Here is a 21,200-nt window from a genome sequence, read left to right as displayed (position 1 = left end):
TTATGATAATGACGGTCGACATCAGCGAGAAAATGGGTGCGGACACGGCGCAGGCTTTACTGGCCGGAACCATCAACTGGAAGCAATATGACGGCAGCCGGATCGCCTCGAACGCCAGTGGCGGTGCGGTATATCTGGCAATGTGGGGGCAGCTGTTCGCAATTCCCGACGCAGCGACCTTCAACACCGTTTTCAACAACTGGAACGACATCATCGTCAGCGACTATCTAGTCGCCGAAATGCCGAGAGGACCGGCGCTATCCTCGGGTTCGTTCACCGCGGTCAGCGTGACGTCGCCCGCCCAGTATCTGGTGACGTTGGGCAAGAAGCTATGGATTCCCGACCCGGCAACCGTGACGCGGTTCAACTTCCGTGGTCCGGTGACGATCCCGCACCTCGCGCTGGACTATATCCCGACCGGTGCCAACGTCAGCTGAGCGGGGTGGCGTGAACCGGCGGCGCGAACGCACGCCGCCGGTTCGCTGAGCCGATCACCCCTGGTTCTTCTGCCGCTTTGCCATGAAGGCGAGGCGTTCGAACAGCATGACGTCCTGTTCGTTCTTCAGAAGCGCACCGTGCAAGGGCGGGATCGCCTTGGTCGGGTCGCGGTTCTGGAGAATGTCTAGCGGCATGTCCTCGTGGAGCAGCAGCTTCAACCAGTCGAGCAGCTCGCTGGTCGAGGGCTTCTTCTTCAGCCCCGGCACGTCGCGGACGTCGTAGAACAGGTCCATCGCCTTGCTGACGAGGATCTTCTGAATACCCGGAAAGTGGACGTCGACGATCGCCTGCATCGTCTGGCGGTCGGGAAACTTGATGTAGTGGAAGAAACACCGGCGCAGGAACGCGTCGGGCAGTTCCTTCTCGTTGTTGCTGGTGATGATGACGATCGGGCGCTCGACCGCGCGCACCGTTTCCTTGGTCTCGTAGACGTGGAATTCCATCCGATCGAGTTCCTGCAACAGGTCGTTGGGGAACTCGATATCGGCCTTGTCGATCTCGTCGATCAGCAGGACGGGCGGCGCGGGCTGGGTGAACGCCTCCCACAGCTTGCCCTTGCGGATATAGTTGCCGATGTCGTGGACGCGCGCGTCGCCGAGCTGGCCATCGCGCAGGCGGGCGACCGCGTCGTATTCGTACAGCCCCTGCTGCGCCTTGGTGGTCGACTTGATGTTCCACTCGATCAGCGGCGCACCCAAAGCCTTGGCAATCTCGTAGGCGAGGACGGTCTTGCCGGTGCCGGGTTCGCCCTTGATCAGCAGCGGGCGGCGCAGCGTCACGGCGGCGTTGACCGCGACTTTCAAATCGTCGGTCGCGACGTAGCTCTGGGTGCCCTCGAAGCGCTTCATGCGATGTCCCGTCCGGTTCTGAATACCGGGTATGGATAGAGGGGAAGCGTCGGTCAGTGCAAGCGGTCAGAGGTCACCGCGTGCGCTCGATCGCGCTTCGAGTAGCGACCACAGGCCGCGGTGCTGCGCGAAAAGTTGCTGCGCGCCGAACAGGATCGCGCGCTGGCAACCGGGCGATGCACCGCGTTCCGCAACGAGCGCGGCGGTGTCGGTCTCGGACGGAAGGGTAATCGCGGGGACGGCTACCCCGAACCGCTCGGCGGCGACATCAAGGACGCGGCGGATCGCGCGCCAGTCATGGAGCAGAGCAGCCACCGCCCCGGTCGCACATCCGCGGCGCTCCGAGCGAGCCAGCATTTCGAGCGCATGACGTTCGCCGACCAGTGCCGACTCGCTCTCCGCCTGGCCTGGGGTCGAGGGTAGGGGGCCGACCGCGGCGGTGAGGTGTGCGAGATAGGTGCGCTCGTCGGCGAAGCCACTGGCGGCGTCGGCGAGCCAATCCGATGCCTCCGGCTGGATCGCGCGGGCGAGCACGTCGACGATCAGGCCGGGATGGTCGCCGTGGACCGCGCACAGTGCGTGGACCGCGTCGGAGAGGTTGCGCTGGCCCGGGCCGCCGGCGGTCAGGCGCGCATGATGCGGATGCGCTGCGCTGCCGTCCGCGTCGGCGAGGGCGACGAACGCATCCCATGCGCTCCGCTCGCTCGGCTCTCCGCCTTGTATGCCCGCGTTCGAAACCATCATTCCCCGGCCGTGCTGCACCACGGAAAACTCGATCCGCGACGATGTCCCGCTTGCCATAAACGAAGGACGTAAAGACGGAGTTTACGGAGCGTTCATTATGCCGTGTTGGAGGGAAATGACGATGATGCGCGTCGGAGTCGTTTCGGTTCGCTCGGCCTCACGATGTGCCCTTTACGACGGGCCGTGCCGCCGCGATAACGCGCGACCGAAGATTTTCGGGTCCGTCGGGCGGTATCCGGCGGGATGATCCCACGGAGACTACAGGATGCGCACATGGTTGCTCGGGCTTGCACTTGCTTCGGTCGGAACCGCCGCGATGGCCGCTGATCAGGTCACGCCGCCGGCTGCCCCCGCTGCACCCGCCCCTGCACCGATACGTCCGGTCGAAGCCGCCAAGCCCGGCGACCTGACGATGGCGTGCGTGTTCGGCAATCCGGACCTGTCGGGATCGCAGCCGAAAGCGGTCCGCCTGTCGCCCGACGGGACGTTGCTGACGAGCTTGCGCAACCGCGACGACGAGAAGGAGCGCTTCGATCTATGGGCGGTCGATACCGCGACGGGGCAGGCGCGGATGCTGGTCGATTCGAAGACCGTCGGCAGCGGCGCCGAACTGACCGAGGCCGAGAAGATGCAGCGCGAGCGGGCGCGGATCGGCGGCCAGAAGGGCATCGTCGCGTATGACTGGGCGCCCGACGGCAAGTCGATCCTCGTGCCACTCGACGGCGACCTGTATCTCGCCGGGCTTGACGGCAAGGTGAAGCGGCTGACCAATACGCCCGGCGGCGAGCTGAACCCGGTGGTCAGCCCCAAGGGGAGCTTCGTCTCGTTCGTGCGCGACCAGAACGTCTTCGTGCAGCCGCTCGCCGGCGGCGACGCGCGCGCGGTGACGACCGGCGGCGGCGGCACGGTCCATTTCGGCGAGGCGGAGTTCGTCGCGCAGGAGGAAATGGATCGCCGCACCGGCTATTGGTGGTCGCCCGAAGAGCAATATGTCGCGGTCGAGCGGTTCGACGAGGCGCCGGTCCACACAGCTACGCGCGCGTCGATCGGCGCGACCGGCACCAAAGTTTATGAGCAGCGCTATCCGGCCGCCGGTACGCCGAACGTGCTGGTCGACCTGTACATCATGAAGCCGGATGGCTCGGGGCAGGTGAAGGTCGATCTTGGCACCAACCCCGACATCTATCTCGCCCGCGTCGACTGGACGCCGGATGGCCGGATGCTGCTGGTGCAGCGCCAGAGCCGTGACCAGAAGCTGCTGGAGATGCTCCGCGTCGATCCGGCGACGGGCAAGTCGACGGTGCTGTTCACCGAGAAGTCGGGCGTGAAGAGCTGGCTCAACCTGTCCGATGCGTATCACGTGCTCAAGGACGGCAGCCTGATCTGGCGGTCGGAGCGGAGCGGCTACGGCCAGCTCTACCGGTTCGCATCGGGCAAGTGGACGCAGCTCACCAAGGGCGACTGGGTCGTCACCGATCTCGTCGGCGTTGACGAGACTAAGGGACGTCTGTTCTTCCTCGGCAACAAGGACGACGTGCTCGAGCAGCAGCTATATTCGGTCGACGTCGCCAAGCCGAATGCGATCACCAAGCTGACCGAAGCGGGCTGGTGGAACAGCGCGACGATGGATGCGGCGGCAAGCCGGTTCATCATCTCGCGCTCGAACCCGAAGCAGCCGACGCAGGTGTATCTGGCAGATGCGACCGGCAAGCGGCTCTCGTGGATCAACGAGAATGCGGTGGTCGAGGGGCATCCCTACTATCCGTATCTCGCCAGCCATCAGGAGACCAAGTTCGGGACACTGAAAGCCAAGAACGGCATGACGCTCCATTACGAGATGATCACGCCGCCGCTGGAGCCCGGCAAGAAATACCCGGTGTTCTTCGAACATTACGGCGGCCCCGGCACCGGCCAGCAGGTCACGCGCGGGTGGCAGGGCGGATTGCCGCAATATCTGGTCGATCGCGGCTGGATCTACTTCAAGATCGACAATCGTGGCTCGTATAACCGCGGCAAGGCGTTCGAGGACCAGATCTATCATGCGATGGGCACGGTCGAGGTCGAGGACCAGCTGTCGGGTGCGAATTACCTGAAGTCGCTGCCGTTCGTCGAACCGAGCAAGATCGCGACCTATGGCTGGTCGTATGGCGGCTATATGTCGCTGAAGATGCTGGAGAAGACGCCGGGCGTGTATGCGGCCGCTGTTTCCGGCGCGCCGGTCACCGACTGGCAGCTTTACGACACGCATTATACCGAGCGCTATCTGGGCGATCCGGCGAAGGACCCGGCGAGCTATGCGACGTCGGCGGCGGTAGAGGAGGCGAACCGGATCGTCGATCCGTTGCTGCTGATCCACGGCATGGCGGACGACAACGTGTTCCTCGACAACTCGACCAAGGTGGCCGCGCGGATGCAGGCGACCGCGACGCCGTTCGAGATGATGTTCTACCCCGGCTACACGCACCGCGTGGCGGGGCCGGGGATCAGCGAGCATGTCTGGGGGACGATCCTGAACTTCCTCGACCGGACGGTGAAGGACAAGCCGGTGCCCGAGGCGGCTGCGGCGCCGGTGAAGTAAAGCCGGTGCGGTTCGTCGAGACGTTTCACCTGTGGCCGTTCCTCGACACGGTGGTGAGCTATATCGCCGCGTTCGTGTTCGGGACGCTGATCGGGGCGGAGCGGCAATACCGCCAGCGGACCGCGGGGTTGCGGACGAACACGCTGGTCGCGCTCGGGTCGGCGGCGTTCGTCGATCTCGGGCAGCGGCTGGGCGGCGACGTCGAGTCGATCCGGATCATTGCCTATGTCGTGTCGGGGATCGGCTTCCTCGGCGCGGGCGTGATCATGAAGGAGGGGATGAACGTCCGCGGGCTGAACACCGCGGCGACCTTGTGGTGCTCGGCGGCGGTGGGATCGTGCGCGGGCAGCGACATGATCGCGGAGGCTGGGTTGCTCACCTTCGTGGTGCTGCTGGCGAACACCGCGCTGCGGCCGCTGGTCGACGGGATCAACCGGATCCCGACCGAGGGGCGGACGATCGAGGCCACCTATAGCGTGATGGTGACGGCGGCGGCGGGGGATGCGGGGCCGATCGGCGATCTGGTGGTCGAGCATCTGGAGGCTGCTCAGTTGCAGGTGGCGGAGCTGGACGTGACTGAGCGCGGCGAGGACCGGGTGGAGATTGCGGCTACGCTGGTGGCGACGAACGTGCCGGCGGAGGAGTTGGATGCGATCACGGATCACCTGGCGAAGGTGCACGGGATCGAGCATGCGACGTGGCAGGCGCGGACGCATGATTGAGGGGTGGGACTGATCTAGCTGTGCACCTTCCCCAGCCACCACCCCGGCGGAGGCCGGGGCCCAATTGGGGAACGTTGCTAACGGAGCGCGGTCCCCTGTTACTGCGACCTTTCCAATTGGGCCCCGGCCTCCGCCGGGGTGGTGCTACTATTGGATTGGAACGGAAAGAAGCTTGTTCCCCCGCGAAGGCGGGGGCCCAGAGTGGGCTCCCGCCTTCGCGGGAGAACAAGGAAGTGAGTGTAACGCTCGCCCTCGGCTACCCCCCCAACTCCCCCTATCCACGCAACAAGTCGAAAGCCGTTGGACCTCGCCGCGCAACGACGGTACTGCCCGCCCTAAGTCCAATCGGAGTTAAGACATGGGTTATCGGGTGGTGGTCGCAGGGGCGACCGGCAATGTCGGGCGTGAGATCCTCAACATCCTGGCGGAGCGCGAGTTTCCGGCGGACGAGATCGCCTGCGTCGCGTCGTCGCGCAGCCAGGGGTTGATGGTCGACTATGGCGACACCGGCAAGCAGATCAAATGCACGAACATCGAGCATTTCGACTGGAACGGCTGGGACATGGCGCTGTTCGCGATCGGCTCCGAGGGTTCGGCGATCTACGCACCGATCGCTGCCGCTGCCGGCTGCGTCGTGATCGACAATTCGTCGCTCTACCGCATGGACCCCGACGTGCCGCTGATCGTGCCCGAGGTGAACCCCGAAGCGATCGACGGCTACAAGGTCCGCAACATCATCGCCAACCCGAACTGCTCGACCGCGCAGATGGTCGTCGCGCTGAAGCCGCTGCACGATGCGGCGAAGATCCTGCGCGTGGTCGTCTCGACCTACCAGTCGGTGTCGGGCGCGGGCAAGGCTGGCATGGACGAGCTGTTCGAGCAGAGCCGCAACATCTTCGTCGGCGATCCCGCAGAGCCCAAGCTGTTCACCAAGCAGATCGCGTTCAACGTGATCCCGCACATCGACAGCTTCCTCGACGACGGCTCGACCAAGGAAGAATGGAAGATGGTCGTCGAGACCAAGAAGATCCTCGACAAGAAGATCAAGGTCACCGCGACCTGCGTCCGCGTGCCGGTGTTCGTCGGCCATTCGGAAGCGATCAACATCGAGTTCGAGAACGAGATCACGGCCGAGGAAGCGCAGAACATCCTCCGCGAGGCGCCCGGCATCATGCTGGTCGATAAGCGCGAGGACGGCGGCTACATCACCCCGATCGAGTGCGTCGGCGACTTCGCGACGTACATCAGCCGCGTGCGCGAGGATCCGACCGTCGAGAACGGCCTCAACCTGTGGTGCGTCAGCGACAACCTGCGCAAGGGTGCGGCGCTGAACGCGGTGCAGATCGCGGAACTGCTCGGGCGTCGGCACCTGCAGAAGGCGTAGTCCGGCGGGGCCATCGCGCCTCCAAGGCGCTCCAAACGACCGATCGAAACCGCGTCGTCACCCCGTGTGACGGCGCGGTTTTGCGATTCGCGCCGGACGACGAGCGCGAGCGGCGAAACGCATCGATCGAACCAAATTGAGCTAAATTTGATGGTCGAATGGGATAGCGACCAGTTTGGGTGCGCTCATTAACGATAGAAAGGGTCGGATTAGCAAGTGGTTCGAGAGTGGCCGCAAAATCTAAAACAAAAACGGGTTTATAACTTGGCCAATCTGAGTTTAAGTTGTGTTGAATAACGACAGATTGCGTTGCCTGTTCCACATTTAGTATTATTTTATTACGGTAACAAACTGTTAGTATTACAAGGGTGAACATCCTCCCGTTCCGATAGTCGAATCTAGAGTTCGACGATGCGGAAAGTCAGGGCTGCTGTTGCAGTCGTCAGTGGAGGTTGTTTGATGTCCAACGCGTTTGTTCGCCCGCAGAATCGAGACACCGTGACGCCGACTGGCGCAAAGACGCTCGGATCGCATCCTGCAAAGTCGCCGACCTTTACCCGCTCGCTGCGCCGCCTGCGCGATGGCGCGTCGTTGATCGGGCTGGCGACCACGTCGCTGTTCGCGGCGCAGTCGGCGTCGGCGCAGATCGCTCCGCCACCCAACATCGTCGGGGCATGCTCGGGCGTCAGCCTGCCGCGGTCGGTCGTCACGGATATCCTGACGCCGGTGGTCAACGGCATCGTCACGCCGATCGAAAACACCGTCAACCCGATCACCGGGGCCGTCAACGGGTTGTTGCCGCTGGTGGGCTTGCCGACGCTCACCATCAACGCATCCGCGCTTTTGACGAATGCTGCGGCGGGCAACAACATCACCTTGCAGGTGCTCAACGTCAACGGACAGCTCGTCGGACCGGCGGATCGCTGCGATACGCAGGCGGACAGCTTCTCGTTGCGGACGCCGGCCGGCATCGCGATTGGCGGCAATCGGATCACCGGACTCGGCGCGACCGGCGCCGAAGCGTTTGCAGGCGAGGCGAACTCGATCGCATTCGGCAACAGGGCGCTGACCAATGCGACTGCGCTCGGCTCGATCGCGCTCGGCACCGATGCGACCGTCGGCGCGAACGCGACCGGCGCGGTTGCGCTGGGCAGGGGGGCGAGTGCAACCGGTGCGAACGGCGTCGCGCTGGGTGCCGGCAGCCTCGCCGCGCGCGGCCCGCAGGCGGGATACGCCGCGATCGGGCTCGCTGCGCTGCAGAATTCGGCGGGTGAAGTCTCGGTCGGCACGGTCGGCGGCGAACGCCAGATCACCAACGTCGCGGCCGGCGTCGCCGCGACCGACGCGGTCAATGTCGGGCAGCTCGCGGGTGTCCAGGCACAGATCGGCACCGTCGCGGCCAATACCGTGCTGTACGACGGCGCGGCGCACGATCACGTGACGCTGACGGGTGCCGCCGGGACAACGCTCGCCAACGTTGCGCCGGGTGCGCTGGGCGCGACCTCGACCGAGGCGGTCAACGGCAGCCAGCTGTTCGCGACCAACACCAACGTCACGAACTTGACGACCAACATCAGCAACGGCGCGATCGGCGCGCTGCAATATTCCAACGCCGCGACGCCGACCGTTCCGAATGGCGGCGTTCCCTCCAACGACGCTGCGCTGGTCGGTGTCGCGGCGGGCCCGGTCGGGCTGCACAATGTCGCCAATGGCGTCGTTACCGCCGGATCGACCGATGCGGTCAACGGCGGACAATTGTCGACCGTGACGGATCAGGTCGGCGCGCTGGCCGGGCTCGCCGTCCAGTATGACGACGCGACGCGGACGCGGGCGACATTGGGCGGTGTCGGGACTGGCGCAGCGCCTGTCGCGCTGACCAACGTCGCCGCCGGCACGCTCGGTGCGACCTCGACCGAGGCGGTCAACGGCAGCCAGCTGTTCGCGACGAATACCAACGTCACCAACACCAACACGGCGCTGACCAACCTGACCACCAACATCAGCAATGGCGGCATCGGCGCCGTCCAGTATTCGAACGCCGCGACGCCGACCGTGCCGAATGGCGGCGTGCCGAGCAACGACGTCGCGCTGGTCGGTGCGGCTGCAGGGCCGGTCGGGCTGCACAATGTCGCCACGGGCGTCGTCGCAACGGGATCGACCGATGCCGTCAACGGCGGTCAGCTGTCGACGGTCGTCGATCAGGTCGGCACGCTCAACACTCTGGCGGTCCAGTATGACGATGCGACCCGCGCCCGCGTGACCCTGGGCGGCGTCGGTGCGGCACCGGTCGGGCTCGGCAACGTCGCTGCAGGTGCGCTCGGCGCGACCTCCACCGACGCGGTCAACGGCAGCCAGCTGTTCGCGACCAACACCAACGTTACCAACCTGACGACGAACATCGCCAATGGCGCGATCGGTGCGCTGCAATATTCCAGCGCAGGTGCCCCGACCACGCCGAACGGTGGCGTACCGACGAACGACGCCACGCTGGTGGGCGGTGCCGCCGGCGCGGTCGCGCTGCACAATGTCGCCGATGGCGCGGTCGCGGTAGGTTCGACCGACGCGGTCAATGGCGGTCAGCTTGCCCTGGTCTCGGGGCAGGTCGGCACGCTGAACGGTTTGGCGGTCCAGTATGACGACCTCAGCCGCTCTCGTGTGACCTTCGGCGGGGCTGGTGCTGCACCCGTGGTGCTCGGCAACGTCGCGGCGGGAACGCTGGGCGCAACCTCGCTCGAGGCGGTAAACGGCAGCCAGCTGTTCACCACCAACGCCAACGTAACCAACACCAACACGGCGCTGACCAACCTCACGACCAACATCGCCAATGGCGGGATCGGTGCGGTGCAATATTCCAACGCCGCGACGCCGACCACGCCCAACGGCGGCGTGCCGAGCAACGACGTCGCGCTGGTCGGTGCGGCGGCTGGCCCGGTCGGATTGCACAATGTCGCGAATGGCAATGTCGCGGCGGGATCGACCGACGCGGTCAACGGTGGTCAGCTCGCCAGTGTCTCCGGGCAGGTCAGCGGCCTGTCGGCACTCGCGGTCCAGTATGATGATGTCGGCCGCTCGCGGATCACGCTTGGCGGCGTCGGTACGGGTGCAGCGCCCGTCGTGATCGGCAATGTCGCGGCAGGCACGCTCGGCGCGACCTCGACCGAGGCGGTCAACGGCAGCCAGCTGTTCGCGACCAACACCAACGTCACCAACCTGACGACCAGTATCGCGAATGGCGCGATCGGTGCGCTTCAATATTCGAGCGCGGGTGCACCGACCACGCCGAACGGCGGCGTACCGTCGAACGACGTGACGCTCGTCGGAGGTGCCGCTGGTGCCGTCGCCTTGCACAATGTCGGCAACGGCGTGGTTGCGGCCGGCTCGACCGATGCGGTCAACGGCGGCCAGCTGGCAACCGTCTCAGGGCAGGTCGGCAACCTCGCCGCGCTGTCGGTGCAGTATGACGATCCGACCCGGACGCGCGTGACGTTCGGTGGGGCAGGCAACGCGCCGGTCGTGCTCGGCAACGTCGCGGCGGGAACGCTAGCGGCAGCGTCGACCGAAGCGGTCAACGGCGGGCAGCTCGTCGGGCTCGGCACCAGCGTCGCGGCGGGTCTGGGCGGCCTGTCGAGCTACGACGCGGCAACCAACCGCGTGCTCGCTTCGATCGGGTTCGGCGGGGTCCAATATGGCAACGTCCAGTCGGTCTTCGACGCGGTCGATGGTGCGATCAACGGCGGCGCGGGCATCCGGTATTTCCGGGTCCTCTCGACCCGCGGCGACAGTGTCGTGACGGGCACCGACAGCATCGCGATCGGGCCGGAAGCGAAAGCGACCGCGAACAACAGTGTCGCGATCGGCACCGGATCCTCGGCACTGCGTGGCGGGACGCTCGGCTATGCTGCGCTCGGGCTCGCCGGCCTGCAGAACTCGGTCGGCGAAGTGTCGGTCGGGTCGGCCGGTGGCGCTCGCCAGATCACCAACGTCGCGGCAGGCACGGCAGCAACGGATGCCGCCAATGTCGGCCAGGTCGCAGGCGTCGCGGCGCAGGTCGCGGCCCTGGGCACCACCACCGTCCAGTACGACAACGGCACGAAGAACTCGATCACGCTCGGCGGTGCCGGCGGGACGGTCATCACCAACGTCGCGGCGGGCAACGTTGCCGCCGGGTCGACCGACGCGGTCAACGGCGCGCAGCTTGCGGCGACCAACACGCAGGTGGCGAACAATACGACCGCGATCACCAACCTGGGCAACCAGATCAGCAACGGTGCGACCGGGCCGGTGCAATACTCGAACCCCGGCAGCGCCACCACGCCGAACGGCGGCACGAAGACCAACGACCTGACGCTGGTCGGTGCGGCGGCTGGCCCCGTCGGCCTGCACAACGTCGCGGGCGGCTCGATCGCGGCGGGTTCGACCGACGCGGTCAATGGCGGGCAGGTCTATGCCCTGGCGCTGACGGCGGTGAACGCGGTGTCGTACAACACCGATGCCAACGGTGCGCGGACCAACACCGTGACGCTGGCGGGCGGCAATGCCGCGGCGCCGGTAACGATCGCCAACGTCGCCGCCGGTAATGTCGCGGCGGGGTCCGCCGAAGCAGTGAACGGTGGGCAGCTCTACACCACCAACCAGGCGGTCGCGACGGCACAGGGCACCGCGAACAGTGCGCTCGCGCTGGGCAGCAACTCGGTGCAATACGGTCCTTCGCGTACCAACGTGACGTTCAACGCAGGCGGCCAGGCGACCGTTCTGAGCAACGTCGCGGCAGGCGTGTCGACCACCGACGCGGTCAACGTCGGGCAGCTGAACTCGGGCATCAACTCCGCGGTGACGCAGGCGAACGCCTATACCGACGGACGGATCGCGGCGCTCGACTTCGATCTGCGGAACCTCCGCCGGGACAGCTTCGCCGGGACCTCCAACGCGCTGGCAGCAGCCGGACTCCCGCAGGCGTACGAAGCGGGCAAGGGGATGATCGCGATGGGTGGCGGCACCTATGCCGGCCAGTCGGCGGTCGCGGTCGGGATGTCGAAGGCGTTCAGCGATGGCCACACGGTCGTCAAGCTGAGCGGCACCTATGACTCGCAGGGCCGTGCCGGTGCATCGGGCGGGATCGGGTATCAGTTCTGATCCTGTCTTTGGAAGTTGGGAACGGGCGGCCTTCGGGCCGCCCGTTTTCGTTTGGGGCTAAGGGTCGCTCGACGTTGGAGGCCAGGGAAGACGAGGGCGCGGGTTGACTTGGGCGGCGGCGGCTACGACTTGGCGGCGAACCAATGCAGGATGTGACCGTGGCCAGTACCCCGAGCGACACGCAGTTTTTCGAGAGCTTCGACGGCACGCGGCTGGCGTGGCGTGAAGTAGGCGAGGGGCGGCCGGTGGTGCTGATCCACGGCTATTTCTCCGACGCGAAGACCAACTGGATCCGCTACGGCCACGCCGCGAAGATTGCCGCCAAGGGCTTCCGCGTGATCATGCCGGACCTGCGCGCGCACGGCGAAAGCGGGAAGCCGCACGGGCTCGAGGCGTATCCGGCGGACGCGCTGACGCAGGACGGCCACGCGCTGGTCGCGCACCTCGGGCTGACGGACTATGATCTTGGCGGCTACTCGCTGGGCGCGCGGACGACCTCGCGGATGCTGGCGACCGGCGCGACGCCGCGGCGCGTGATCTTTTCGGGGATGGGTCTCGAAGGGCTCACCCAGACGTCACGCCGGGCCGGACATTTCCGGAATATCCTGACCAAGCTGGGGCAGCATGTGCAGGGTACGCCGGAGTGGCTGGCGGAGGCGTTCCTGAAGACGACGGGCGGCGATCCGGTCGCGTTGCTGGGTATCCTAGAGACGTTCGTCGACACGCCGCTGGAGTCGGTGAAGGCTATCCAGCAGCCGACTTTGGTCGTGTGCGGCGGCGAGGATCAGGATAATGGTTCGGCACCGGATCTGGCGGCAGCATTGCCGAACGGGACGTATGTCGAGACTCCGGGCGGTCATATGAGCGCGGTGGTGAAGCCCGAACTCGGCCAAGCGATCGCGGACTTTCTGGCGCGCTGATGCCTGTCCTTGATCCTCCCCCTTGCGGGGGAGGATTGCAGATTGGGTCCTAGGCGGTTGACCAGGCGAAGGCGGGGTATCACTCTGGAGGCATAATCCAGGGGAAGATCATGATCCGTACCGTCTCTCTGATCGCGCTTGCGTGCGCGATCGCCGTGCCGTCCGTAGCGCAGGCACAGACTGTAGCTCCCGCCACCACCGGCAAGCCGACCGTCGCGCAGGCCGATGCGTTCGTTGCTGAGGCCGAGAAGGCGATGACCGCGGCCTCGCTCGATGCCAACCGCGTGGCGTGGGTCAACGCGACGTACATCACCGACGATACCGACGCGCTGGCGGCGAAGTCGGGTGCGGAGATGACCGATCTCGGGGTGAAGTACGCGCTCGGCGCCGCGCGGTATGCGTCGCTGCCGGGGCTTTCGTTCGATACCAAGCGCAAGCTCGATCTGCTGCGCGGCGGGCTGACGCTGCCGGCGCCGACGCGGGCAGGCGCTTCGGAGGAACTGTCGACGCTCACCACCAAGATGTCGTCGTCCTACGGCAAGGGGATGGGGACGCTCGACGGCAAGCCGATCAACGGGTCGGATATCGAGGCGGCGATGGGCTCGGTGCGCGATCCCGCCAAGCTGACCGAGATGTGGACGAGCTGGAACGACAAGGTCGGCGCGCCGATGCGTGGCGATTATGCGAAGATGACGTCGATCTCCAACGAAGGAGCGCGCGAGCTCGGCTACAAGGACGTCGGCGCGCTGTGGCGCTCGGGTTACGACATGACGCCCGAGCAGTTCGCGGCGCTAACCGACAAGATCTGGAAGCAGGTCGAGCCGCTCTACATGGCGCTCCACACCTACACGCGGTGGAAGCTGAACGAGAAGTACGGCGACGCGGTGCAGGCGAAGACCGGGCCGATCCGCAGCGACCTGCTCGGCAACATGTGGGCGCAGGAATGGGGCAACATCTACGACATCGTCGCACCCAAGGGCGCGGGGGATCTGGGGTTCGACACCGGCGATCTGCTCAAGGCCAAGGGCTATGATCCGCTCAAGATGGTGAAGCAGGGCGAGGGCTTCTATTCGTCGCTGGGCTTCGCACCGCTGCCGGAGACGTTCTGGAAGCGGTCGCAGATCACCAAGCCTGCCGACCGCGATGTGATCTGTCACGCATCGGCGTGGGATATCGACGCCAAGGACGATATCCGGATCAAGATGTGCACGAAGGTGAACGCCGACGACTTCGTCACGATCCACCACGAGCTCGGCCACAATTACTATCAGCGCGCGTACAAGGCACAGCCATTCCTCTACGCGAACGGTGCGAACGACGGCTTCCACGAGGCGATCGGCGATACCGTCGCGCTGTCGATCACGCCGGATTACCTGGTGAAGATCGGCCTGCTCGGCCAGGCGAAGGTGCCGAGCGCGGACAAGGACATCGGCCTGCTGCTGCGGCAGGCGATGGACAAGGTCGCGTTCCTGCCGTTCGGGCTGCTGATCGATAAGTGGCGCTGGGGTGTGTTCTCGGGGCAGATTCCGGCGACCGGATATCAGGCGGCGTGGGATCAGTTGCGGCTCCAGTATCAGGGTATCAAGCCACCGGTCGCGCGCGACGAGACCAAGTTCGATGCGGGCGCGAAATACCATATTCCGGCGGCAGTGCCGTACACGCGCTACTTCCTGGCGCGGGTGTTGCAGTTCCAGTTCTACAAGGCGGCGTGCGACCAGTCCGGCTGGAAGGGGCCGCTGCATCGCTGCTCGTTTTACGACAACAAGGCGGTGGGGACGAAGCTGAACGCGATGCTGAGCATGGGGCAATCGAAGCCTTGGCCGGATGCGTTGCAGGTGTTCACGGGAAGCCGGGAGATGTCGGGGGCGGCGCTGGTGGAGTATTTCGCGCCGTTGAAGGCTTGGCTGGATGTGCAGAACAAGGGGAAGCCGACCGGGTGGTGAGGGGGCGTTGGCTTATCGCCAGCTGACGTTCGTTCGCTAACACCTAGTTCCCCCGCGGAGGCGGGGGGCCAGGGTTACGAACGCTTCCGTGGCTCTAGCTGGGCCCCCGCCTCCGCGGGGGAACGAGAAGAGTGCTCGGATCGCGCAAAACAATACCACCCCGGCGAAGGCCGGGGCCCAATTGGAACGTCCTGAGTAACGAAGCGAACCGCTCCGTCAGCAGCGTCCCCCAATTGGGCCCCGGCCTTCGCCGGGGTGGTGGTACAACTGTGGTTTACTCCGGCACCGTCCCCGGGTCGGCGATGCCTGCGTCGAACGACTTCGAAGAGTCCGTCCCGTCAGCCTGATGCGCGTGCATACCCTTCGGTTTGGGTGCTGTCTGAGCCTTTGGCGTGCTGCCGCGTAAAGTCAGGAGAGCCCCAACCGCAGCGCCAGCAACCGCCACTCCGCTGAAGATCGCGGCAGCCCCCCATTTGCCACGGGTATTCTCTGGAGGCTTGGCGACCGGAACCGGCGTGGCCGTATTGCGTGCAGGCACCGGGCGGGGCGTGCTGCGCTTGGTCGAGCGGGGCTTTGGCGTCGGCTTGGCCACCGGTTTCGACGACGCGGCGGTAACAGGCTTGTCCGCAACCGGCACGGGCTTGGACGCGACCGGCTTGGCCGACGACGTGGCAGCCGGTGCCGCCTTTGGTGCGCTCGTCTTGCGCGGCGCGCGACGGCGGGCGGCGGGCTTCTTTGCTTCCGTATCGGGCGTGTCGGTGTCGGCCACTTCTATCTTCCCTCAGCAATGATTCCGGAAGCGTAACGCATTCCCGCGCGATGCGCTCCGGTTTTTACCTAAACGGTGGCTCGTCGAAGGCCCGGAGCTTGCGGCTGTGGAGCTTAGAGCCCTCCAGACGGAGCTGCTCGCACGTCTCGATCCCGATCCGCAGATGCTCGCTGATCGCGCGCTCGTAGAAGCGGTTGGCTTGGCCCGGCAGCTTCAGCTCGCCGTGGAGCGGCTTGTCCGAGACGCAGAGCAACGTCCCGTACGGAACGCGGAAGCGATATCCTTGGGCGGCGATCGTCGCGGATTCCATGTCGATCCCGACGGCGCGCGACAGTGAGAAGCGGAGTGCGGACTTCGAGTACCGCAGCTCCCAGTTGCGGTCGTCGGTGGTGACGATCGTGCCCGTGCGCAGGCGGCGCTTGAGTTCCTCGCCCGACTGGCCCGAGACGATCTCTGCCGCCTTCGCCATCGCCAACTGGACTTCCGCGATCGCGGGGATCGGGATTTCGGGGGGCAGGACGTCGTCGAGGACATGATCGTCGCGCAGGTACGCGTGTGCGAGAACGTAATCGCCGATCCGCTGGCTGGGACGCAGGCCGCCGCAATGGCCGATCATCAGCCATGCCTCGGGACGCAATACCGCGAGATGGTCGCAGATCGTCTTCGCGTTCGACGGCCCGACGCCGATGTTGACGAGCGTGATGCCGGTGCGGTCGTCCGCCATCAGATGATAGGCGGGCATCTGGTGACGGCGCCAGGCGCTGTCGGAGATGATCTTGTCGATGTCGTCGCCCGACGAGATCGTGATCCCGCCCGCGCCCGACAGGCTGGTAAAGCGCGAGCCTTCACCAAGCTGCGTGCCGGCCCAGCGGACGAACTCGTCGACGTAGCGGTGGTAGTTGGTGAACAACACGAAGCGCTGCGCGTGCTCGGCGGGCGTGCCCATATAGTGGCGCAGGCGGGCGAGGCTGAAGTCGGTGCGCAGGCCGTCGAACAGCGCGAGCGGCCGCGTCTCGTCCTGCGCGATCCACAGGCCGTCTGCGATCTCGTCGCCGATATGCGCGAGTTCGGTGGCGGGGAAATGCCGCGACAATTCGGTGGCGGACACCTCGTCGAGGCTCAGCGCGTGGCCGGGCTCGATCACGTAGGGGAACGGGATTTCCTGGCGACCCTCGACCGCTTCGACGGTGACGTCGTAATCCTCGATCAGCAGCGTCAGCTGTTCGATGAGATATTCGGCGAAGATCGCAGGCTTGGTGACGCTGATCTTGTACTCGCCGGGCGTGACCATGCGGCCGAACGACCGCAACGGAGTGGGGCGGTCGACGCCGCCCTTATAGATGAGGCGGATCTCAGGATAGGCGAACGAGCCGTCGGTGCGGCTGGCGGGATCGGGCGTCGTGCCGTTGGCGATATACGCGCTCATGGCGGCTTGGAGGCGCTCGACGGAGGCGCGGTAGAGGCGGTCGAGTTCGGCGACGAGGTCGGATGCGATTGTCATCGGGCAGTGTTAGGTGGCGGACGTTACGGTGGCAAGACCACCTAAATCCTCCCCGTGTCGGGGAGGTGGCAGCCCACTCGGGCTGACGGAGGGGGCGCTCCGCGACCGTAACGCTCGCGGTGAGCCCCCTCCACCCTTCGGCAAAGGTGCCGAACGGTCCCCCTCCCCGTGCCGGGGAGGATTAGATCTCGCTGAGGAGGTGCTCGGCCGAACTCACCTTGAACTCGCCGGGGGCCTCGACGTTCAGCTGCTCGACCACGCCATCGTTGACCAGCATCGAGTAACGCTGGCTGCGCGTGCCCATACCGAAGCCCGAGCCGTCCATCGTCAGCCCGATCGCCTTGGCGAAATCGCCATTGCCGTCGGCCAGCATCGTGATGTCGCCAGCACCCGCCGACTTGCCCCACGCACCCATCACGAACGCGTCGTTGACCGACACGCACGCGACTTCGTCGATGCCCTTGGCCTTCAGTTCGGCTTCCTTCTCGACGAAACCGGGCAAGTGCTTGGCCGAGCAGGTCGGCGTGAACGCGCCAGGGACTGCGAACAGCGCGACCTTGCGGCCCTTGAAGAAGCTGTCGGTATCGACCTGGTCGGGGCCGTCTGCGGTCGCCTTGACGAGATTGGTGGTGGGAAGCCGGTCGCCGACGCTGATCGTCATCTGAAATCTCCTGTCGCCGCGCATTGGTCGCGGGCGAGCCGTACCTTGGACGCGGGCGCGCGTATTTCAAGCGTGGCGGGGACTCGTCCGCGTCGCTATGTTCGAACGCATGGACAAGACGCCCTTTCTTTCCGGACAATTCCTGCTCGCGATGCCGGGGATGAGCGATCCGCGGTTCGCCCGCGCGGTGATCGCGATGTGCAGCCATGACGAGAATGGCGCGATCGGGATCGGCATCGGCGCGACCATCGACGGGTTGGGCTTCCACGATCTGCTCGAACAGTTCGGGATCGAGCCGGGCGATGCCCCCAACGCAGCCGTGCATTTCGGCGGACCGGTCGAGCCTAGGCGCGGGTTCGTGGTGCATTCGTCCGACTGGGGCGGGCAGGACTCGGTCGATGTCGCCGGGCGGTGGAAGCTGTCGAGCACGGTCGACGTGCTGCGCGCGATCGCCGAGGGGAAGGGGCCGTCGGAATGGGTAGTGGCGCTTGGCTATGCCGGTTGGGATGGCGGGCAGCTCGAGGGTGAGCTGTCGCGGCCGGGGTGGTTCAATGTCCTTGGCGACACCGAACTGCTGTTCGATACCGCGGCGGAGGATCGCTGGACGATGGCGTTTGCGCAGGCCGGCGTGGATCCCCGGTTGCTCGTTGCTGAGACGGGGCGGGCCTGACTTCTGCTCCCCTCCCTGGAAGGGAGGGGCTGGGGGTGGGTCGGCCGGTTGGCTGGGTCTGCACACGCCTCAAACCGACCCACCCCCAACCCCTCCCTTCCAGGGAGGAGAGTCGAAGAAGGGCGATGCAGCTAACGCCAACGGCATCCCCGAGCATCATATAAAGATATCTTTATATTTGATTTGAGCCCCTCGATCGCCTAAGTGGCACGGCATCCGGCACGGGCATGAGGCTCGCCGATCACAGAATTTCCAGGAGACCCATCGTGGCCACCACCCTCGCCCCCGCGCAGTCCGGCAATGCGACCGACTACGTCGTCGCCGACATCAGCCTCGCCGATTTCGGCCGCGCCGAGATCAACATCGCCGAGACCGAAATGCCCGGCCTGATGTCGCTGCGCACCGAATTCGGCGCCGCGCAGCCGCTCAAGGGCGCGCGGATCACCGGTTCGCTGCACATGACGATCCAGACCGCGGTGCTGATAGAGACGCTGACCGCGCTCGGTGCCGACGTCCGCTGGGCGACCTGCAACATCTTCTCGACGCAGGACCATGCCGCCGCCGCGATCGCCGCGACCGGCGTGCCGGTGTTCGCGATCAAGGGCGAGAGCCTGGCCGATTACTGGAACTATGTCGGCGACATCTTCTCGTGGGATCGCGACGTCGAGGGCCAGACCGCCAACATCATCCTCGACGACGGCGGCGACGCGACGATGTTCGCACTCTGGGGCGCCAAGCTCGAAGCCGGCCACACGATGCCCGAGCCCGAGAACGAGGAAGAGGTCGAGATGCAGCGTGCGCTCAAGGCGTACGTCGCGAAGAACCCCGGCTACCTGACCGAGACCGTCAAGAACCTGAAGGGCGTCTCGGAAGAGACCACCACCGGCGTCCACCGCCTGTACGAGATCGCTAAGAAGGGCGAGCTGCCGTTCCCGGCGATCAACGTCAACGATTCGGTCACCAAGTCGAAGTTCGACAACCTCTACGGCTGCAAGGAGTCGCTGGTCGACGCGATCCGTCGCGCGACCGACGTCATGCTCGCCGGCAAGGTCGCCTGCGTCGCCGGCTTCGGTGACGTCGGCAAGGGTTCGGCCCAGTCGCTCCGCAACGGCGGCGCACGCGTGATGGTCACCGAAGTCGATCCGATCTGCGCACTGCAGGCGGCGATGGAGGGCTTCGAGGTCGTGACGATGGAAGAGGCCGTGAAGCGCGCCGACATCTTCTGTACCGCGACCGGCAACGCCGACGTCATCACCGCCGATCACATGAAGGCGATGAAGCCGATGTCGATCGTCTGCAACATCGGCCACTTCGACTCGGAGATCCAGATCGCCGCGCTGTCGAACTACGACTGGACCGAAGTGAAGCCCGGCACCGACCTAGTGAAGTTCCCGGACGGCAAGCAGATCATCATCCTGGCGAAGGGTCGCCTGGTGAACCTCGGTTGCGCCACCGGCCACCCGTCGTTCGTGATGTCGGCGTCGTTCACCAACCAGACGCTCGCGCAGATCGAGCTCTGGACCAAGGGCGAGAACTACAAGAACGAAGTCTACGTCCTGCCGAAGCACCTCGACGAGAAGGTCGCGATGCTCCACCTCGAGAAGCTCGGCGTGAAGCTGTCGAAGCTCTCGGACAAGCAGGCCGGCTACATCGGCGTGCCGGTCGAAGGCCCGTTCAAGCCGGACCACTACCGCTACTGATCTTAAGGATTTCGTAGGGTTTTCGAAAGCCGCGTCCGCCATCAGGCGGGCGCGGCTTTTTCGTTACGCATCCGTGTTGCAGCTCTGCAACATGTTTGTAATGTTTTGCTGCCCGGATTGAAAAACGGGCAGGAAAGGGTAAGCGTGGTCGATAGACCGCCTTGTTATCGGGTGAGGCTATTCTGGTAGGAGACCTTACCGGCATGGCGGCGGATGGCGATGGCGGCGACGGCACGGCGGGTGAAGCGTTCGTCGATGTCGTCAGGGTTATATGGGCCGCCGTACCATTCGCGCAGCCGGTCGTGTTCCTCGTGCGCAGGGTCAGCCATGGCATCGAGGAACATTTCATATCCGGGCAAGCCACCGACATCCTCGGGCGGGCATCGGCGCTGGCCTTCAACGAAGCGCGGGTATTTGACGTCGTGCTCGCCGGGACCGACCGTTTCGAGGGTGATGGTGTGCCGCCAGTCGTCGCCCATATCGTAGGTATAGAAGAGTTCACTCACGCCCCGGTCGATGAGGGCAGCGAGTTTCACGTTCTTCGCGGCGCCCATGCCGCTCTCCGGCCACATCGGGTCCGGCACGCCGTAGCGCCGGTCGCCGGCCTCGAAGTGCCAGAGGTGACTATTCTCCCACCCCATCACAGCTTGGACGATGTCGTGGAGCATCTTGAGGCTGGCGGTGACCGGTACTTCGACCCGGCGCCAGATTGCAGGTTCGATGTCCTCCAGGAGGATATGCAGGCGGGCGATGGTCTCGGCACTCATGCCGTCATTCTGGCAGGTTCACGTGCCCAATTCCACGGCATCAGTTCGTCCCAGCGACTGGCAGGCCAGTCGCTGGCAATTCTGGCGATAACGTCGGCGATGTAGGCCTGCGGGTCGACGCCATTGGCCTTGCAGGTCTGGATGACGGTGTAGATCGCTGCGGCGCGCTCGCCGCCCGTCTTCGAACCGGCGAACAGCCAGTTTCGCCGTCCGACGGCAACGCCGCGCAACGCGCGTTCGGCAATGTTGTTATCGATCTCCAGGCGTCCGTCATCGAGGAAGCGACACAGTGCGAGCCATCGCTTCGTGCCATAGGCGATAGCCTTGGCCATGTCGGACTTTGGCGACAGGCGGCGCAGTGC

16 protein-coding genes are annotated in these 21,200 nt (G+C 65.5%); 9 read left to right on the top strand and 7 right to left on the bottom strand.

Annotated elements, in window-relative coordinates:
- Positions 1 to 8 precede the first annotated feature (8 nt).
- Complete coding sequence (locus C8J25_RS13130; RefSeq protein ID WP_107954838.1) at positions 9 to 437, top strand: hypothetical protein; 429 nt, start codon at positions 9 to 11, stop codon at positions 435 to 437.
- 54 nt (positions 438 to 491) lie between these two features.
- On the opposite strand, the gene C8J25_RS13125 is transcribed toward C8J25_RS13130, so the two are convergent.
- Together C8J25_RS13125 and C8J25_RS13120 are read right to left on the bottom strand one after the other, a co-directional pair.
- Complete coding sequence (locus C8J25_RS13125; RefSeq protein ID WP_060525606.1) at positions 492 to 1,346, bottom strand: AAA family ATPase; 855 nt, start codon at positions 1,344 to 1,346, stop codon at positions 492 to 494.
- Between the two features lie 66 nt (positions 1,347 to 1,412).
- Positions 1,413 to 2,090 carry a DUF6975 family protein gene (locus C8J25_RS13120; protein WP_244187078.1) on the bottom strand — a complete coding sequence of 226 codons (678 nt, stop codon included), beginning with the start codon at positions 2,088 to 2,090 and terminating at the stop codon, positions 1,413 to 1,415.
- Positions 2,091 to 2,355: 265 nt separating this feature from the next.
- On the opposite strand from C8J25_RS13120, the gene C8J25_RS13115 reads away from it, so the two are divergent.
- The 6 genes from C8J25_RS13115 to C8J25_RS13090 all read left to right on the top strand — a co-directional run bounded on the left by C8J25_RS13115 (position 2,356) and on the right by C8J25_RS13090 (position 14,770).
- Positions 2,356 to 4,668: a S9 family peptidase gene (locus C8J25_RS13115; RefSeq protein ID WP_107954837.1), complete on the top strand. Its 2,313-nt coding sequence runs from the start codon at positions 2,356 to 2,358 to the stop codon at positions 4,666 to 4,668.
- Between the two features lie 5 nt (positions 4,669 to 4,673).
- On the top strand, positions 4,674 to 5,390 hold the full coding sequence (locus C8J25_RS13110) for an MgtC/SapB family protein (RefSeq protein ID WP_107954836.1): 717 nt from the start codon (positions 4,674 to 4,676) through the stop codon (positions 5,388 to 5,390).
- Between the two features lie 358 nt (positions 5,391 to 5,748).
- Positions 5,749 to 6,774, top strand: coding sequence for an aspartate-semialdehyde dehydrogenase (locus tag C8J25_RS13105; protein WP_107954835.1), 1,026 nt, complete (start codon positions 5,749 to 5,751; stop codon positions 6,772 to 6,774).
- Positions 6,775 to 7,233: 459 nt separating this feature from the next.
- A complete protein-coding gene (locus C8J25_RS13100; RefSeq protein ID WP_167397721.1) occupies positions 7,234 to 11,907 on the top strand; it encodes a beta strand repeat-containing protein in 4,674 nt (1,557 codons plus the stop codon).
- Positions 11,908 to 12,050: 143 nt separating this feature from the next.
- On the top strand, positions 12,051 to 12,827 hold the full coding sequence (locus tag C8J25_RS13095) for an alpha/beta fold hydrolase (protein WP_107954833.1): 777 nt from the start codon (positions 12,051 to 12,053) through the stop codon (positions 12,825 to 12,827).
- Between the two features lie 110 nt (positions 12,828 to 12,937).
- Positions 12,938 to 14,770 (top strand): M2 family metallopeptidase, encoded by a 1,833-nt coding sequence (locus tag C8J25_RS13090; RefSeq protein ID WP_107954832.1) that lies wholly within the window; start codon positions 12,938 to 12,940, stop codon positions 14,768 to 14,770.
- A gap of 274 nt (positions 14,771 to 15,044) precedes the next feature.
- On the opposite strand, the gene C8J25_RS13085 is transcribed toward C8J25_RS13090, so the two are convergent.
- The 3 genes from C8J25_RS13085 to C8J25_RS13075 all read right to left on the bottom strand — a co-directional run bounded on the left by C8J25_RS13085 (position 15,045) and on the right by C8J25_RS13075 (position 17,701).
- Positions 15,045 to 15,539: a hypothetical protein gene (locus C8J25_RS13085; RefSeq protein ID WP_107954831.1), complete on the bottom strand. Its 495-nt coding sequence runs from the start codon at positions 15,537 to 15,539 to the stop codon at positions 15,045 to 15,047.
- 64 nt (positions 15,540 to 15,603) lie between these two features.
- A complete protein-coding gene (locus tag C8J25_RS13080; protein WP_107954830.1) occupies positions 15,604 to 17,040 on the bottom strand; it encodes an AMP nucleosidase in 1,437 nt (478 codons plus the stop codon).
- A gap of 181 nt (positions 17,041 to 17,221) precedes the next feature.
- The gene (locus tag C8J25_RS13075) at positions 17,222 to 17,701 is read right to left on the bottom strand and encodes a peroxiredoxin (RefSeq protein WP_107954829.1); all 480 of its coding nucleotides are present in this window, start codon (positions 17,699 to 17,701) and stop codon (positions 17,222 to 17,224) included.
- A gap of 109 nt (positions 17,702 to 17,810) precedes the next feature.
- Here C8J25_RS13075 and C8J25_RS13070 point away from each other — a divergent pair, with 109 nt between their 5' ends.
- Together C8J25_RS13070 and ahcY are read left to right on the top strand one after the other, a co-directional pair.
- A complete protein-coding gene (locus C8J25_RS13070) occupies positions 17,811 to 18,371 on the top strand; it encodes a YqgE/AlgH family protein (RefSeq protein WP_056483005.1) in 561 nt (186 codons plus the stop codon).
- Between the two features lie 266 nt (positions 18,372 to 18,637).
- Positions 18,638 to 20,071 carry an adenosylhomocysteinase gene (ahcY, locus tag C8J25_RS13065; RefSeq protein ID WP_107954828.1) on the top strand — a complete coding sequence of 478 codons (1,434 nt, stop codon included), beginning with the start codon at positions 18,638 to 18,640 and terminating at the stop codon, positions 20,069 to 20,071.
- Between the two features lie 164 nt (positions 20,072 to 20,235).
- On the opposite strand, the gene C8J25_RS13060 is transcribed toward ahcY, so the two are convergent.
- Together C8J25_RS13060 and C8J25_RS13055 are read right to left on the bottom strand one after the other, a co-directional pair.
- Positions 20,236 to 20,838 (bottom strand): plasmid pRiA4b ORF-3 family protein, encoded by a 603-nt coding sequence (locus C8J25_RS13060; RefSeq protein ID WP_107954827.1) that lies wholly within the window; start codon positions 20,836 to 20,838, stop codon positions 20,236 to 20,238.
- Positions 20,835 to 21,200 (bottom strand): IS66 family transposase (locus C8J25_RS13055; RefSeq protein WP_146173336.1); only part of this gene is annotated, 366 nt, incomplete at its 5' end. The genes C8J25_RS13055 and C8J25_RS13060, both read right to left, overlap by 4 nt.

The sequence above is a fragment of the Sphingomonas faeni genome (assembly GCF_003053745.1).
Classification (GTDB): Bacteria; Pseudomonadota; Alphaproteobacteria; order Sphingomonadales; family Sphingomonadaceae; genus Sphingomonas; species Sphingomonas faeni.
Note: the sequence above shows the minus strand (reverse complement) of the source record. Positions and strands in the feature narration are given on the sequence as shown.

What these genes read in the sequence shown, in the direction of transcription:
- C8J25_RS13080 (WP_107954830.1), bottom strand. Translation starts at nt 17,040, where the DNA reads ATGACAATCGCATCCGACCTCGTCGCCGAACTCGACCGCCTCTACCGC.
- C8J25_RS13090 (WP_107954832.1), top strand. Translation starts at nt 12,938, where the DNA reads ATGATCCGTACCGTCTCTCTGATCGCGCTTGCGTGCGCGATCGCCGTG.
- C8J25_RS13060 (WP_107954827.1), bottom strand. Translation starts at nt 20,838, where the DNA reads ATGAGTGCCGAGACCATCGCCCGCCTGCATATCCTCCTGGAGGACATC.
- C8J25_RS13130 (WP_107954838.1), top strand. Translation starts at nt 9, where the DNA reads ATGACGGTCGACATCAGCGAGAAAATGGGTGCGGACACGGCGCAGGCT.
- C8J25_RS13070 (WP_056483005.1), top strand. Translation starts at nt 17,811, where the DNA reads ATGGACAAGACGCCCTTTCTTTCCGGACAATTCCTGCTCGCGATGCCG.
- C8J25_RS13100 (WP_167397721.1), top strand. Translation starts at nt 7,234, where the DNA reads ATGTCCAACGCGTTTGTTCGCCCGCAGAATCGAGACACCGTGACGCCG.
- C8J25_RS13095 (WP_107954833.1), top strand. Translation starts at nt 12,051, where the DNA reads ATGCAGGATGTGACCGTGGCCAGTACCCCGAGCGACACGCAGTTTTTC.
- C8J25_RS13075 (WP_107954829.1), bottom strand. Translation starts at nt 17,701, where the DNA reads ATGACGATCAGCGTCGGCGACCGGCTTCCCACCACCAATCTCGTCAAG.
- C8J25_RS13105 (WP_107954835.1), top strand. Translation starts at nt 5,749, where the DNA reads ATGGGTTATCGGGTGGTGGTCGCAGGGGCGACCGGCAATGTCGGGCGT.
- C8J25_RS13125 (WP_060525606.1), bottom strand. Translation starts at nt 1,346, where the DNA reads ATGAAGCGCTTCGAGGGCACCCAGAGCTACGTCGCGACCGACGATTTG.
- C8J25_RS13120 (WP_244187078.1), bottom strand. Translation starts at nt 2,090, where the DNA reads ATGATGGTTTCGAACGCGGGCATACAAGGCGGAGAGCCGAGCGAGCGG.
- C8J25_RS13115 (WP_107954837.1), top strand. Translation starts at nt 2,356, where the DNA reads ATGCGCACATGGTTGCTCGGGCTTGCACTTGCTTCGGTCGGAACCGCC.